Origin of the sequence: Bradyrhizobium pachyrhizi, from assembly GCF_029714545.1 — a bacterium.
GTDB classification, from domain to species: domain Bacteria; phylum Pseudomonadota; class Alphaproteobacteria; order Rhizobiales; family Xanthobacteraceae; genus Bradyrhizobium; species Bradyrhizobium pachyrhizi.
Map to the genome: position 1 here is coordinate 7,539,539 of NZ_CP121667.1, position 12,895 is coordinate 7,552,433.

Annotated in this window: 13 protein-coding genes; all 13 read right to left on the reverse strand. The window is 59.6% G+C overall.

Going from position 1 to position 12,895, the window contains the following annotated elements; all coding sequences use genetic code 11:
- Nucleotides 1-155: 155 nt before the first annotated feature.
- The gene (locus QA639_RS35575) at nt 156-1,490 is read right to left on the reverse strand and encodes an MFS transporter (protein ID WP_283088496.1); all 1,335 of its coding nucleotides are present in this window, start codon (nt 1,488-1,490) and stop codon (nt 156-158) included.
- Nucleotides 1,491-1,621: 131 nt separating this feature from the next.
- Nucleotides 1,622-2,050 carry a CopG family transcriptional regulator gene (locus tag QA639_RS35580; RefSeq protein ID WP_283088497.1) on the reverse strand — a complete coding sequence of 143 codons (429 nt, stop codon included), beginning with the start codon at nt 2,048-2,050 and terminating at the stop codon, nt 1,622-1,624.
- 6 nt (nt 2,051-2,056) lie between these two features.
- Nucleotides 2,057-4,042: a conjugal transfer protein TraG gene (locus QA639_RS35585; RefSeq protein WP_283088498.1), complete on the reverse strand. Its 1,986-nt coding sequence runs from the start codon at nt 4,040-4,042 to the stop codon at nt 2,057-2,059.
- A gap of 38 nt (nt 4,043-4,080) precedes the next feature.
- Nucleotides 4,081-5,844, reverse strand: coding sequence for a relaxase/mobilization nuclease domain-containing protein (locus tag QA639_RS35590; protein ID WP_283088499.1), 1,764 nt, complete (start codon nt 5,842-5,844; stop codon nt 4,081-4,083).
- Nucleotides 5,845-6,389: 545 nt separating this feature from the next.
- Nucleotides 6,390-7,454: an IS110 family RNA-guided transposase gene (locus QA639_RS35595; RefSeq protein WP_283088500.1), complete on the reverse strand. Its 1,065-nt coding sequence runs from the start codon at nt 7,452-7,454 to the stop codon at nt 6,390-6,392.
- A gap of 721 nt (nt 7,455-8,175) precedes the next feature.
- A complete protein-coding gene (locus tag QA639_RS35600; RefSeq protein ID WP_283088501.1) occupies nt 8,176-9,060 on the reverse strand; it encodes a lytic transglycosylase domain-containing protein in 885 nt (294 codons plus the stop codon).
- A complete protein-coding gene (locus QA639_RS35605) occupies nt 9,057-9,569 on the reverse strand; it encodes a S26 family signal peptidase (protein WP_283088503.1) in 513 nt (170 codons plus the stop codon). The genes QA639_RS35600 and QA639_RS35605 overlap by 4 nt, the downstream gene beginning before the upstream one ends.
- Nucleotides 9,566-10,030: a DUF2840 domain-containing protein gene (locus tag QA639_RS35610; protein ID WP_283088504.1), complete on the reverse strand. Its 465-nt coding sequence runs from the start codon at nt 10,028-10,030 to the stop codon at nt 9,566-9,568. The genes QA639_RS35605 and QA639_RS35610 overlap by 4 nt, the downstream gene beginning before the upstream one ends.
- Complete coding sequence (locus QA639_RS35615) at nt 10,027-10,929, reverse strand: replication initiator protein A (protein ID WP_428841108.1); 903 nt, start codon at nt 10,927-10,929, stop codon at nt 10,027-10,029. The genes QA639_RS35610 and QA639_RS35615 overlap by 4 nt, the downstream gene beginning before the upstream one ends.
- Before the next feature lie 2 nt (nt 10,930-10,931).
- Nucleotides 10,932-11,210, reverse strand: a complete 279-nt coding sequence (locus tag QA639_RS35620) for a helix-turn-helix transcriptional regulator (RefSeq protein ID WP_283088505.1) — start codon at nt 11,208-11,210, stop codon at nt 10,932-10,934.
- A 78-nt stretch (nt 11,211-11,288) separates the two neighbouring features.
- A complete protein-coding gene (locus tag QA639_RS35625) occupies nt 11,289-11,531 on the reverse strand; it encodes a DNA -binding domain-containing protein (RefSeq protein WP_283088506.1) in 243 nt (80 codons plus the stop codon).
- 354 nt (nt 11,532-11,885) lie between these two features.
- Nucleotides 11,886-12,425 (reverse strand): nucleotidyl transferase AbiEii/AbiGii toxin family protein, encoded by a 540-nt coding sequence (locus tag QA639_RS35630; RefSeq protein WP_283088507.1) that lies wholly within the window; start codon nt 12,423-12,425, stop codon nt 11,886-11,888.
- Between the two features lie 119 nt (nt 12,426-12,544).
- Nucleotides 12,545-12,805, reverse strand: a complete 261-nt coding sequence (locus QA639_RS35635; RefSeq protein ID WP_283088509.1) for a hypothetical protein — start codon at nt 12,803-12,805, stop codon at nt 12,545-12,547.
- Nucleotides 12,806-12,895: the final 90 nt, after the last annotated feature.

Consider the following 12,895-nt stretch of genomic DNA (forward strand, 5'->3'; position numbering starts at 1 on the left):
CCCACAGAGCGCCCTCAGATGGGGACAATTACAAAGACACCCGTGGGCTTGGCGCAACGAGCGCTTCGCGCGATCGTAGACCGGCGTAGAAAAAGAAAGTTTGCGAGCTGAAACTTGAGACCTGCGTGATCGGATAGCTCGCCGTGAGCCGCTGCTCACCACTCCCCATCGTCATCCAAAGGAATTAGTACGACGGAACTCTCATACAAACCGACCGACTCGACGACGTCGGAGCTGTTAGCCGGCACGAACAAGGAAAACGAACTCATCCACGAAGTGGAGCATCGGAGCCAAGGAAGCGCGAACCAAAGCAATGCCGCGACCTGCACTGCCACGTTGAGACCGAACGCGACTTGATAGGCGATGATGGGCCTATGCCCATCGATCATGAACCATTGCTCCAGGATAAGGCCCGTCGCGTACTGTGCAAGAAATGCCCAACCGAAATGCAGAACGTTCAAGGCGCCGTTGGCACGGCCGACAAATTCTAGCGGAAAGTAATCCGCTATCACCGCGAAGCTGACCACGGTTGCCGTTCCAACAATTGCGACAACGGACCAGGGCAGGACGGACGGCAGAGGCGCTCGCAGGATCAAGGCCAACTCGGCTGCGATAAGTAGCACTGCAACCATCGCTAATATCGTCTCCGCCCCGAATTCTCTTCGTTTGATGTGATGGACCGTCGTGCCGAACAGCCAAGCACCGCCGCAAAGTCCGATCGACATTATGAAGAGCTCTCTGACGAGATTTGTGCGATCGAGCCCCTCTACGTCTGTCAGCCACGGCGATGCCCACAATCCCTGGAGAGACCAGGCCGATCCAATGCAAGTCGCCGACAACGGTGCAATACGCCAGAAACGCCCATCAGTGAAAACGGAGCTAAGGGTGATGGGAATTGACGCTGTCGATGGGACAATGGCTCGTTCAGGAACCACGACATAGATGAGGATGGCGGTCGCGCCGGTCGCGGCCGCTAGGATCTCAAAGAGCTGCCGCCACCCCATCCAAGCGAGTAGGTGTTCGACTGGAGCCGTAGCGGTCACCGCTCCTAGCGATCCCAGCATGATCATGTAGCCGTTAAGCAAGGCAACTCGCTCCCTGGGAAACCAAAGAACGATGGACTTCAGCCCTGCTGCGAGCGATGCCGCCACGCCAAGCCCGATCATTGCACGCGCGATCAAAAGTGACAGGAAACCGGTCGATACCGCAAAAAGTCCGGTTCCCACCGCGGCCAGCAAAAGATGAGCACTCTGGACGCGACGCGGACCAAAGCGGTCTAACAATATGCCGATGGGGATCTGAGCCGCTGCGAAAATGAGGAAATGGACTGACGTCAGCAACCCGAGGTCGGCAGTCCCAAGCCCGGTGTCCGAGCTGAGATGGCCGACGATCAAAGCGTTGATCGTTCGAAACAGGTACGAAAGATAGTATCCAGCCGCAAAAGGGAGAAAAACGCGCGCAGTTCGACGCCATGCTATTGAGATTTGCATGCTGGCCCCCTTTTGCTCTCAGCTCGTGCGAGCCGATAGCGCGTCCGGCTTTTTGTCAGCTCGGCTAAATTGCTGCGGTCGTAGGCTGGCGTAGAAAAAGGAGGGGCGGGTGCGATAACGTGCCGAGGGCCTCAGTCAGCTTCACCGACCGGTTCCTGACGGACGATCTCTTCTGGAATCTCACGCAGGAAGCTCTGTCCTTTTTGCAAACGGCGGCCGAGCGCCTCGACAAATCCTTCAAAACGTTCCCTGCCCTTAAGCTGCGCGGCCGCCTGCGCGTCATTGGGCAACGGTGGCGTGATCGTCAGCCAGAAGCGAATGAAGAGGGCCAAAGTCTCGGCCGTCAGACCGACGTCACGCTCCAGCCTCTGCATCTGACGTGACAGCCGGTCCAGACGCCGAGTGAAGGCTGCCTCCCGCCTGTCCGCGCCGTCCGGCGACAGAAAGGAAGCGACTGCCGCTTCCACGATCGAAGACCTGGAAAGGTTCTTGCGGTCGGCCAGATCCGAGATCTGTTTCAGAAGCTCTGGCGGGAAATATACGTTCATCCGGTCGCGCATACTGCCTCAGAGCTCCATACCGTCATTCGGGTCCATGGCGACCTGACGCGCGACACCGCGCATCTGTTGGCGTATGAGCCGGGACTGACGAATCACATCCTCATCATCGTCAAGAACGACGGCAAATTCTTCTGCCGGCGTCGGTTCGGTTTTCTCCTTGACGATCGCGACGTGATCGGGGAGTTCGGGCTCACGACGGAGACCGCTGTTCGCCGTGTCTTCCTCTCCCTGCCCCCTGTCCCCTGGAAGCGGCGCCGGCGTCAGCGTTCCAAGCGTTGACCATCCGTCCGTTCGCGATGATCGCCCGGATGCCGCCGGATCGGGCGGCGGCAAGACACGCTCGGTAAACCGCCGGTCCTCATAGTAGCGGACCTTCTTTGCCCGCATCGGTGGCGTGCCCGCCACCATGACGATCTCGTCCATCGGCGGAAGCTGCATGACCTCGCCAGGCGTCAAGAGCGGCCGCGCCGTCTCCTGCCGCGAGACCATGAGGTGCGCCAGCCAAGGGTTCAACCTGTGACCGGCATAGTTTTTCATCGCGCGCATCTCCGTCGCAGTGCCCAGCGCGTCGGATACCCGCTTGGCGGTCCGCTCGTCATTGGTCGCGAAGCTGACGCGCACGTGGCAGTTGTCGAGGATCGCATTATTGGGCCCGTAGGCCTTTTCGATCTGATTGAGCGATTGCGCAATCAAGAAGCTCTTGATGCCATACCCCGCCATAAAGGCGAGTGCGGACTCGAAGAAATCAAGCCGCCCCAGGGCCGGGAACTCGTCGAGCATCATCAGGATGCGATGCCGCCGGTCGCGGGCGTGCAGATCTTCGGTCAGGCGCCGGCCAATCTGGTTCAGCACCAGACGGATCAATGGTTTGGTCCGTGAGATATCGGAGGGTGGCACTACGAGGTAAAGCGTCGTGGGACTGGCATCGGCAATCAAATCCGCGATTCGCCAATCGCAAGCGCGGGTCACCTGAGCCACAACGGGATCGCGGTAAAGCCCGAGGAACGACATCGCCGTGGACAGGACTCCTGAGCGTTCGTTCTCGGATTTATTGAGGAGTTCGCGCGCAGTCGAGGCGACCACAGGGTGAGCCCCCTGCTCACCGAGGTGCGGCGCAGTCATCATCGCCTTCAACGTCGCCTCAATCGGCCGCTTCGGGTCGGACAGAAAAGCGGCCACACCTGCCAAAGTCTTGTCCGCCTCGGCATAGAGAACGTGGAGGATGGCGCCGACCAGCAGCGAATGGCTGGTCTTCTCCCAATGGTTCCGCTTATCGAGGGAGCCTTCGGGGTCGACCAGGACGTCAGCGACGTTCTGCACGTCACGAACCTCCCACTCGCCGCGCCGGACCTCGAGCAGCGGGTTGTAGGCCGAAGATTTTGGGTTGGTGGGATCGAATAAGAGGACGCGGCCATGCCGCGAACGAAAGCCCGCCGTCAGCTGCCAGTTCTCGCCCTTGATGTCGTGGACGATGGCCGAGCCCGGCCAAGCCAGCAACGATGGAACGACGAGGCCGACACCCTTACCCGACCGTGTGGGTGCAAAACACAACACGTGTTCTGGTCCGTCATGGCGGAGATAGTCGCGGTCGAGCTTGCCCAGCACCACGCCATCCGGACCGAGAAGGCCGGCCGCTCTCATCTCCCGCACATCGGCCCAGCGCGCCGAACCATAGGTCTCGACGTTCTTGGCTTCGCGCGCCCGCCAGACCGACATGCTGATCGCCACCGCGATCGAAAAGAAGGTCCCCGAGGCTGCGATGAGGGCCCCCTCGACAAAGACCTGTGGTGCATAGGCATCGTAGACGAACCACCACCAGAAAAAGATAGGCGGGTAATAGACTTTGAAGCCTGATAGCTCGAACCAGGGCCGCCCAAGCTCCGGTTGATATGCGAGCCGCCAAGCCGCCCACTCGGTTGCTCCCCAGATGGCGAGCAAAACGATCAGGCCAACAACGATCACCTGTCCCCAAAGGATTTTGGTTCCGGACATCCCGAACGCCTTTTTCCGCAACTAAAATGCTGAGATAGCTAGAGGCCGAGGTCGCGCTTCCGACCAAAACTCCATTCGATGCCGCCACCGTCCTTCATGACGCCGGCGACGTCCTTGCCCAGCCTCTTTTCAAGTTCGCGAGACCAGGGCACGAGCTGAAAGCCAAGTCCGTTATCGACCATGGCGAAGCGACCCGAGGCGAGCGTGATGCGTTGGCGATAGACGCCCGCCACATGCTCACCGGAGGCAGCCTTCATATGAGGCAGGCCGGTGTCGGCCGAGACTTTTGCTGCCAGCTCGTCCAGTTCGCGTCCGCGGAGCGTATTCAGCAGGTCGCGCTGCAAGATGATGCCCTGGCCCTGCCGCCGTGCCAGCCCCTCCTGAATCAGATGCTCGGTACGGGCTGCCATGGCGTCGCGGGTCTCGCGGCCGAAACCACCCATGGCGAGCGGCATGCGCGCGCGTTCGACCAAGCGATGGTCGAGCCAGGTCGCGCCTTTCGCGGCGACCTGTTCAGCAAGATCGAGATCGGAACGGCTCGCGAGGACCAAGGTGGGGCGCGGATCGCCGGCAGGACCGAAGCGCCGGACTTCGACGATACCGCCGGTCGGTGGTGCATAGTCGAAGGCCTCGATTCCACGGAAGCGGACGTAGTGTGCACGTCCATCCGTTCCGTCGATCAGGGCGAAAGCCTCGCCAGTCAGTTCGTCATGCAATCCCCGATCGACCAGCCGTCCGATGATCTGGGACGTCGGCTGTCCACTTTCGATGACGAAGTCGGCAATACCGCGCGGTTCCCCACGCTCGGTAAAGGCGCGGTGCATGGTCTTGATGATGTCGCCGCGCATGCCGAGGTCGCGCAGACTGCGCTCAGCTTCAAGCCCGACCGTCCATTCCCCTGGTGCCGCGGGTGCAGCGAGGCCGGTCTTCTCCAGATGCTGAAGGCGGCCGACCATCAGGCGGCGGATCTCGGGATCGGAGCTGCCGGGATTCTCAGGACGCAGATCGATATAGCCGGTTTCGTCGGCTGCCAGCCGGATCTCCTGATCGAGCCGCGTCCATCGCTCTGCCGTGACTTCCCTCTCCAGCGAAATGCGGATTTCATGTTCCGGTTTCGGACCTAGTTCAATGGCGGCAAGTTCCTCGGCGCGTGAACGCAGACCCCGGCTGATGTAGTCGCGGGAGATCACGAGATCGGTTCCCTCCTCATCTACGCCACGAACGAGAAGATGGACATGAGGGTTGTCGGTATTCCAATGATCGATAGCCACCCAATCGAGCCGCGTGCCGAGATCGGTCTCCATCTGCTTGGCAAGATCGCGGGTGAAGGCCTTGAGATCGGTCATATCACCGGCGTCTTCGGGCGAGACAATGAAACGGAAATGATGGCGGTCGTCCTTGCAGCGTTCCGCGAACGCCGCGCCGTCAGCACGGTCGCTGCGGGCATCGAACATCTCGGCCCTCCCGCCGATTCGAGTGACGCCATCGCGTTTCAAATATGAGAGATGGGCGGTCAGTGGCGCTGAGCGGAAGGCTCGCCCTTTGTGGCGAACAACGCGCGCTTTCACCACGACGCGCCGTGTCGGGCTGAACAACCGGCAGCGACTAAAGGCGAGCCGGCCGCGGCCAAACGTCGAGCGCCCATAGGCCACAGAACGCCTACCAGCCGCGGCCTGTCCCGAGGTGTGTCCGGCCTTCTTTGCTGCGCGCAACACCTGGTTGATGAAGCTCTTTTGCTTCGGCGCGCGCGTACCGCGGATGCGCCCGGGCCGAACACGCAGATCGCTGTCGTCTGCGGTCATGACCGGACCTCCCGGCAATCAAGAGCGCATGCCGTGCCGAAAAACTCTTTGATTGCATTCGTCAAAATGCAAGGCGCGGCACGCGCCCCGACCGACCGGCACGCCGGAACCCAAGTCATGTCAATGGCTTGCGGTTCGACCGGCGAGCCCCTTTTATCTCGCCTTCCTAATCGGGCGTGCAAAGTCAAGCCACGCCTACGCTTTTCTGCGACTTTCTGCACTTCAGTCATCACGCACTCCTTGCAGCAACAACGCACACGCCTCACCAAAACCGCGGCTGCGGTTTGCATTCGCCAGGCGGGGTCCATGCGTTCCTTCGCGTTCAGCACTTGGCCGTCGCATGCTCTTCATCAGGTTCGTCAACGGGGGTGTCCAAGCAGTCTGGCGCTCTCCCCGGAGGGCGGTAGCAGGCAAGAAATAGCGGACATTCCCCGTTTCGCGGCCCCGCCAGGGGACGCTCACCGCGCGCGCGGATCTCTAACTGTAGCTCCTTCTCAGCAGGCCGGTTGCAACACCAGCGCTCATCCTCCGTGATCCCACAGCAGTTACTGCGCAGGCTTCAGGCGCAATCGCTGCGTGACTTTGGCACCGAAGCCGACGTGGAAGTCGGTCTCGTTGACCCACATCCTGTGCAGGATACTCGCGAGCTTGCGTGCGACCGCGACGATCGCGCACAACATGCTCGACCGTTTCGCGATCCGCAGGCCCCATGCTCGCAATGCCGACCATTTCCTGACCCGGAGCAGCAGGCTTGCAGCCGCCTCGCAGAGCGCTTCTCTCACAGAGATATCGCCCTGTTTGCTGATATGACCTTCAAAATCGATCGACGTCCCGGACTGGTGGCGTCTCGGCGTCAGGCCAAAATGCGCGCCGACCGTGCGGGATCGCGCAAAGCGATGAGGATCATCGACACCGACCTTAAACGACAGCGCCGCAACGGGACCGACACCAGGCACCGTCATCAACCGGCGGCACACTGTATCATGCTGGACCACTTGAAGGAGCACGTGATGCAATCTGTCGTAGCCGTCGAAGATCGCCCGCCGCACATCCAGCATGGTCTCAATCATCAAGGACAATACCGGATCGCTGTGCTCGAGCAGCTCCCGGACGCGTGCGTCGTAGCCTCCCCGACCCACGGCCCCCGTGAGCAAGCCGTAAGCCCTGAGCGTGCCACGAATGTGATCTTCGATATCGATCAGCTTTCGCTTGAGGAGCTTCCTGTTGGCCAAAAGCGAACGCATCCTCTGCATGTCGATATTCTTGACATGGACTGCCCGGTACCAGCCCAGACGCATCATCTGTGCGATGCCACGCGCATCGTTTCGATCGGTCTTGTTGCGCATCGTCGACAGCGAAACACGCATGTGGCGCGCCTCGACAACAACGATCGGAACTCCGGCCGGCTGCAGTTCGCGGTATAACCAGATGCCAAGCGATGACGCCTCGACTCCCACCCTATCGAGGTGATCCGCGTAGCCCTCCAAAGCGGAGCGGATCGCCTCTGGCTCCGTCCCGAGCTTCACTTCGCGGACGGTGAGGCCCTCGTTATCGACGACGCAAAGGCTGGTTTCCTCAAGACCGACGTCCAGTCCAACGTAAAGTTTCATCGGAGCTCTCCCTTGTGGCAACGACGTTCCAAGTCGTTGCACCTGGCTCCGGATTCGGCCACGGTCGCGCTATCCCCGCGCACCGGTATCTCGAAGCCCGATTTGAAGAGCCGTCGACCGTTCGTGATCGCTCTCCGCCTTTCCGGCATCCCGTAAGCCGAATTGAGCAACTGCTGCCGTGGAACTGAATATGCGCAGAGCCTGGCGCTGCCGCCGCCTGAGCAGAGGTTTGCGAAGCACACAAGATCAGACCCGGCACAATAGTGACGGTGATCCAGTGTAACGAAACTGCCTGACGGTCCGTAATCGCGATGTGATGGAGCTAGAGAGGTGACGCAATCTCCCCGAAACGGAGCGGATGCCAAACCGCTATCGCAAGCCCTTGCCGCGCTCCGTGAGTTGGTCGCACGAGCGCGGGACGCTTCCAACGAGCCGTTCGATGACGGCCATTCGGTCGATAGGTGGAAGAGTGCAGAGTTCAGTGCCGCGATCGAATGTGCCGAATCAGAGATCGCGAAAGCTTCCAAACCTGTTCCCCGTACGAAATAGGAGCTCGCGCTGCAGGGGCGTTGCCCGCAAATGCCCGGCGCGAGAGCATCAGCCTCGTCAATGTCCGACCTCACGCGCAGGCCTCGAACACATACGTCGTGTTTGCGCACTGGTCTTGCCGTTTCGCCAATCGTTCCTTGAAGGTCGCCACCGCTTGCCGACCCGCGCCTGATCATCGCGACGCTCCCGAACCTGATCGGGCGACAAACATCCCGGTGGACTTGGGGCCCATGTGCAAAATATCTCGCGACGAGAATGCAGTCGTTGTGTCGCTCGAAGGTACGAACGCTGGCGGATCGTCCCTATGCATGAGATCGGATCGTGCAATGAATAACATTGCCGCTGCCGACAACCGTCGGTCGGCGATCCACGTCGGAGGCAGTTTGATGCCCAGGCGGCTTGCAAGCTTGATCACGTAGGCTCGCGTTTCACTAGGCAGGCAATGGCCCGTGAGAAACTCTTCGTAGCGAGTTGGTCCCGCGTTGTACGCGGCAAACACGCCAGGCGAGCCATAGCGGCTGAGCAATTCACGCAGATATGCCGTGCCTGCCAGAATGTTGTCGCGCGGATCGAACGGATCGTTGCCTAGGTCATAGCGCAGGCGCAGTTCTGCCCAAGTCGCGGGCATGACTTGCATGAGGCCCATCGCACCTTTGGGCGATCTGACACGCACTTGGCCGGAACTTTCGCTGTCCAGCACAAACCTGATCCAGTCCACCGGGATTGCAAAGCGTCGTGACGCTTCTTCCATAAAGGCGGCGAACGGGCTTTCTGCTTGATGGACCGCTCGAGCCGCCGGTCTGTTCTCAGCCAAAGCACCAGTTTGCGACGCGGTCAAAATAAACAGCAGTGGCACGACAGCCCAAACACGCACGCCCGACCGAGCTGAGCATGCTGTCGTGCTCACGCCCTTGCAGCATTCGCGCCGGTCATTCGGCCGCCCTGGACCGCCGCTGCGCGCGTCGGCCTTGCAAACATTGTTCGAGACGGAGGAATGGTTCCGTAATCGATCAAACAGAGGAATTGCGGGATAGACATGCGGAACACGCACGATCATTCCTCCCGTGTCCACACCGGGAACGCACGCCCGATCACGGCCGAAGCCGGAAGAAATCCAAAATACCGCCCGTCAAGGGAGTCGTCCGACTGCCAGTTCATGAGAAAGAGCTCGCCGTCGCCAACGACGTGGCAGCCCTGCCATTTCGGCAGCGGCCGGCCGCGTCCATCGCGATCCCGCGCCTCGCCGACCGTAATTTCATCGACTGAAATCGTGAGCCCACTTCTGCAGACGTTCTGCCCTGGGAGGGCCAGCACGCGCTTGAGCAGGGGGATGCCAATGGGCAGATATCCGTTGAGATCAAGGAAGGTTGCGAGCGGCTCCGGCGGCCGAACAGCGACCAGTTCGGTGACATGGAAGCCTTTCGCTGGTCGTAAGCGATAGAGACCGATTGGCACGCTCGTCGATGCATTCCAGATGTAGAGCGGAAGCGGCTCCATGGCGATTGTCGTGAGCAGCGCAACAGCGGCCCCAAACGTTGCAGTCAGCGTCTTCAGGCGACCTGTCACCGCATTACTCTCTGACGATGGAGCCAAACCTGATGGCGCGCTTTCGAGTAGGAACGCGGGTTTTCGTTGACGGACAGACGATTATGAACGTGATGCCAATGATCAGGTGCGACATCAGCAGGATTGATGCCGAGCGCCTCAATGGCATCGGTCATCTGCAACACTCGTTCGACCTTCGGCCAGCCAGAGAGTCGCAGCAAAATCTTTCCGCCGGGCTTCACATACGGAACGGTCGAGCAGCGCTGCCCCGGTGCAACCGCGCGCAAAATGTCAATCCGCGAAATGGCAGTTCCAAAGTCATTGGATGTCCACCGAACGAAAGCAAAAATGCTGCCGGGTGCAAATGCCAGGACGCGCCGGTGACGATCAATCTTCCGTTCCTCGACGATGCGACCGAACCGAATGCGGTTTTCGATACGTTTCTCGAGCCACAACACTTCCACTTCGGTAAGGTCGCTCATGCTGCCGCTCCCTGAGGCTGGGGCTGGGAGCCGTAAGCTCGGAGTTCGGTGAAGAGCGTGTGTGGCTTCTGCGGCCAAGCAGGACAGGCGGCCTGCCTTTGGCAGTCACCTCCAATGCGGCTTGTGATCTGGTCCCCGAAGGACTTCTGATCAATAAAATTGTGGTGGCTGGCAAACGCCCAGGAACAATCGCTTAGGTCCGATTTCGGTGCCAAATAGCGCAAGAATCGGGTTCCCGACAGCACGTGAGTTGCGGTCCCCGATGGCACTGGCGGATTCACAGATTGGCCTCCGAATGTAGAATGAGACCGCGCCCCACGGAAGCGTTCTGCTAAGGGATCAACAGGCGTTAGTGCGACGTTCTGGCGCTCAGTATCGTGCCGATCGTGCATTAGCTTGAGCTGATAGCCGGGCAATGTCTGGTACTCGACGAGTTGTCGTACGTCGCAAGCAAAAGTCTTGGGCGGCGCGAGCATGATCGAGGTCTGCACTGTCGTTGACTGCAGCCTGTCGGAACCCGCCTTCAGCTGATCATAGTCCTGCGTCCTCGTACCACGCCCGACATAGATTAGACTCTCATCAGCCGTCGCAGCCATCGGGCGCGTCGGCTTCGATACGGCGTCACTGGATTCGACGATTTGGTACGCCGCCCAGATGAGAACGTTCGCATCCCAGATGGCCGCTGTGCCATGTTTTGGCACGGCTTCGGCATGAATTGAGATCGCAACGACACGGCAATCAATCGGCACAATTCGCTTCGTTTTCGCGAGCGAATAGAATGGAAGGGCCATGAGGTCCTGAGCATCGCGCGGCGCTAAATCGCTGGGAATTGCACGAAACAGATCAAGCAGCTCGCGCTCGGAGAGGCGGTGGTGCGCTGAGGACTCGTTTGCGGACATGGCTAGCGCCTCTCTTTACCCGCATAGGGAATAGGCGCATGCCGCTTTGCGGGCAGTACGGTGCCAACTCCCGGGTCCGAGGTCGATTTCTTCTTGCCCAGTTTGGCCCATGCTGTCAGGTCAGCCACTGAATAGACTACGCGCCCGCCGATCTTGTGATATTCCGGACCGGTTCCGTACGTTCGGTGTTTCTCCAGCGTGCGGGCGGACAAGCTCAGAAAGCGCGCTGCTTCGGGTGTGCGCAGATATCGCTGCGGCTGATCCGCGCTCCGGTCGGACATTTGAAAAGCTCCGTGATCGTCTTGAGTGCAGGCGTGCGTCGCCGCGCGTCGACGGTCACGATCGCGTAGTAGAACTGCTTATGGGGATGCCGAAGATGCCGGGATGATTTTACGATACCCCTTACAGAGGAGTGGTCGCCCTTGCGCTTGAACCGCACAGGCTTGCGTTATCGTCCGCACCAGCGCGAGGTCGCTCTGTGTCAGTCGGATCGTTCGATTGCGCAGATCGCGCATCTTCCAGGCGCGATCGAGGATGCGCTTCTGGGCGAACAGCGCTGCAATGATGCGATAGCTGCCACTGGCAATATGCGCGTCGAGCACCCGCCTAGCGGTTTCAGGCGTTCGCGCCGCCGTTTGGATGAATGGTGAAAAGCGGGACCTGTCGCGCGTCCGATCGTGGCGCCGCAGTCAACGTACTGCATATGGGCGAGCGTCGAAATCGCCATCAAACAGCAATTCGGCTGCGTATGACGCGCATGACCATCGGCGGCTCTTTGGACCAGATCCGTGTTCCACCGGACCGGGGCGGAGCAGATGCCAGCCATCGGGCGAGCGACAAACACCTGACAGGGGCTGAGATGCTGACAAACAGCTGCGGCGACTGCCGCGACCGGAACGGCGGCGGCCAAAAACTCATGCGCGGCAGACGCGCTATTTATCGCAGAAGGAATTGGCTCACACAGCCCGAAGGATCTCTTTTGTGCGGTCGAGAGCTTTTGCGGCAACTCCTCTATAGTCGTCCCTTATAATTAGACTGTCTATTGCCCCACGCACAAACTCAGGATTTAGCTTGTCGATCTGAGCGATAGTTTCGATCACGTTTTGTCGATATGGGTTGAGCTCGCGGATCAGATCAGCAGAATGATCGACCCCCGCTGCAGCAATATCGAAGATATCTCGCGGTTTAATGCTCTTCCCACGATAGACGATCTTTTTGGCGATGATTTCCGGGATCGTTTCTAGAAGGACGTTCACCCCCTCAATTTCTCTCTCGATCGTTGGATTCGTGGTCTTTGGGCCAGCCACGACGAAATCGATCTCGCCAATGGCTTCGAATGCCAATTTGAGAAAGCGATTACCGTCACCTTGGTATTCGCTTGGCAGTATCTCGAATTTGAAGTCCTGCTTCTGCGGGTCCAAGAACGGCAATAGTTGCGGATCGGAAAGAAAGATGTCCACGTCGTGGCTTTCCCGATGCGCAATTTGCAGCATCATCGCGGTGCCTCCGCCGAAGGTCCAATGATCTATGATCGTTCCTTGGGAGTTAACCTGACCAATCAGGCGGCACGCTATCCGAAATAGCTGCGCCCAATCCGAACTGGTCTTATCGATTATCACGCTGCAAGCGGGTAATGCTCACCGGAATAGCTGGAAAACGCTTTTGCAGAAGCAACGAGCTCCATATCGCTGATGCCGAACTGATGTGCGAAGTCTTTCTGCAAGGACAGCTCAACTTCACCGAAGAAAGCTGCCATGTGTCCTGGCACTTCTTTAGCAGCGGCAGGATTCTTAAGGCAAAAAACGAGTGCCTCCTCGTCCAGCTGCTTACTGTGAGGCGCATTGACGGTGGCCAGAACTATCGTCGCGATCGGCATCTTTGCGATCCTTTGCCCGAGAGCGGACGAGGGAATTCCACTAAAGGTGGTCTAACGTCCAACAAAGTCAACCATTATGGGGCAGCGACC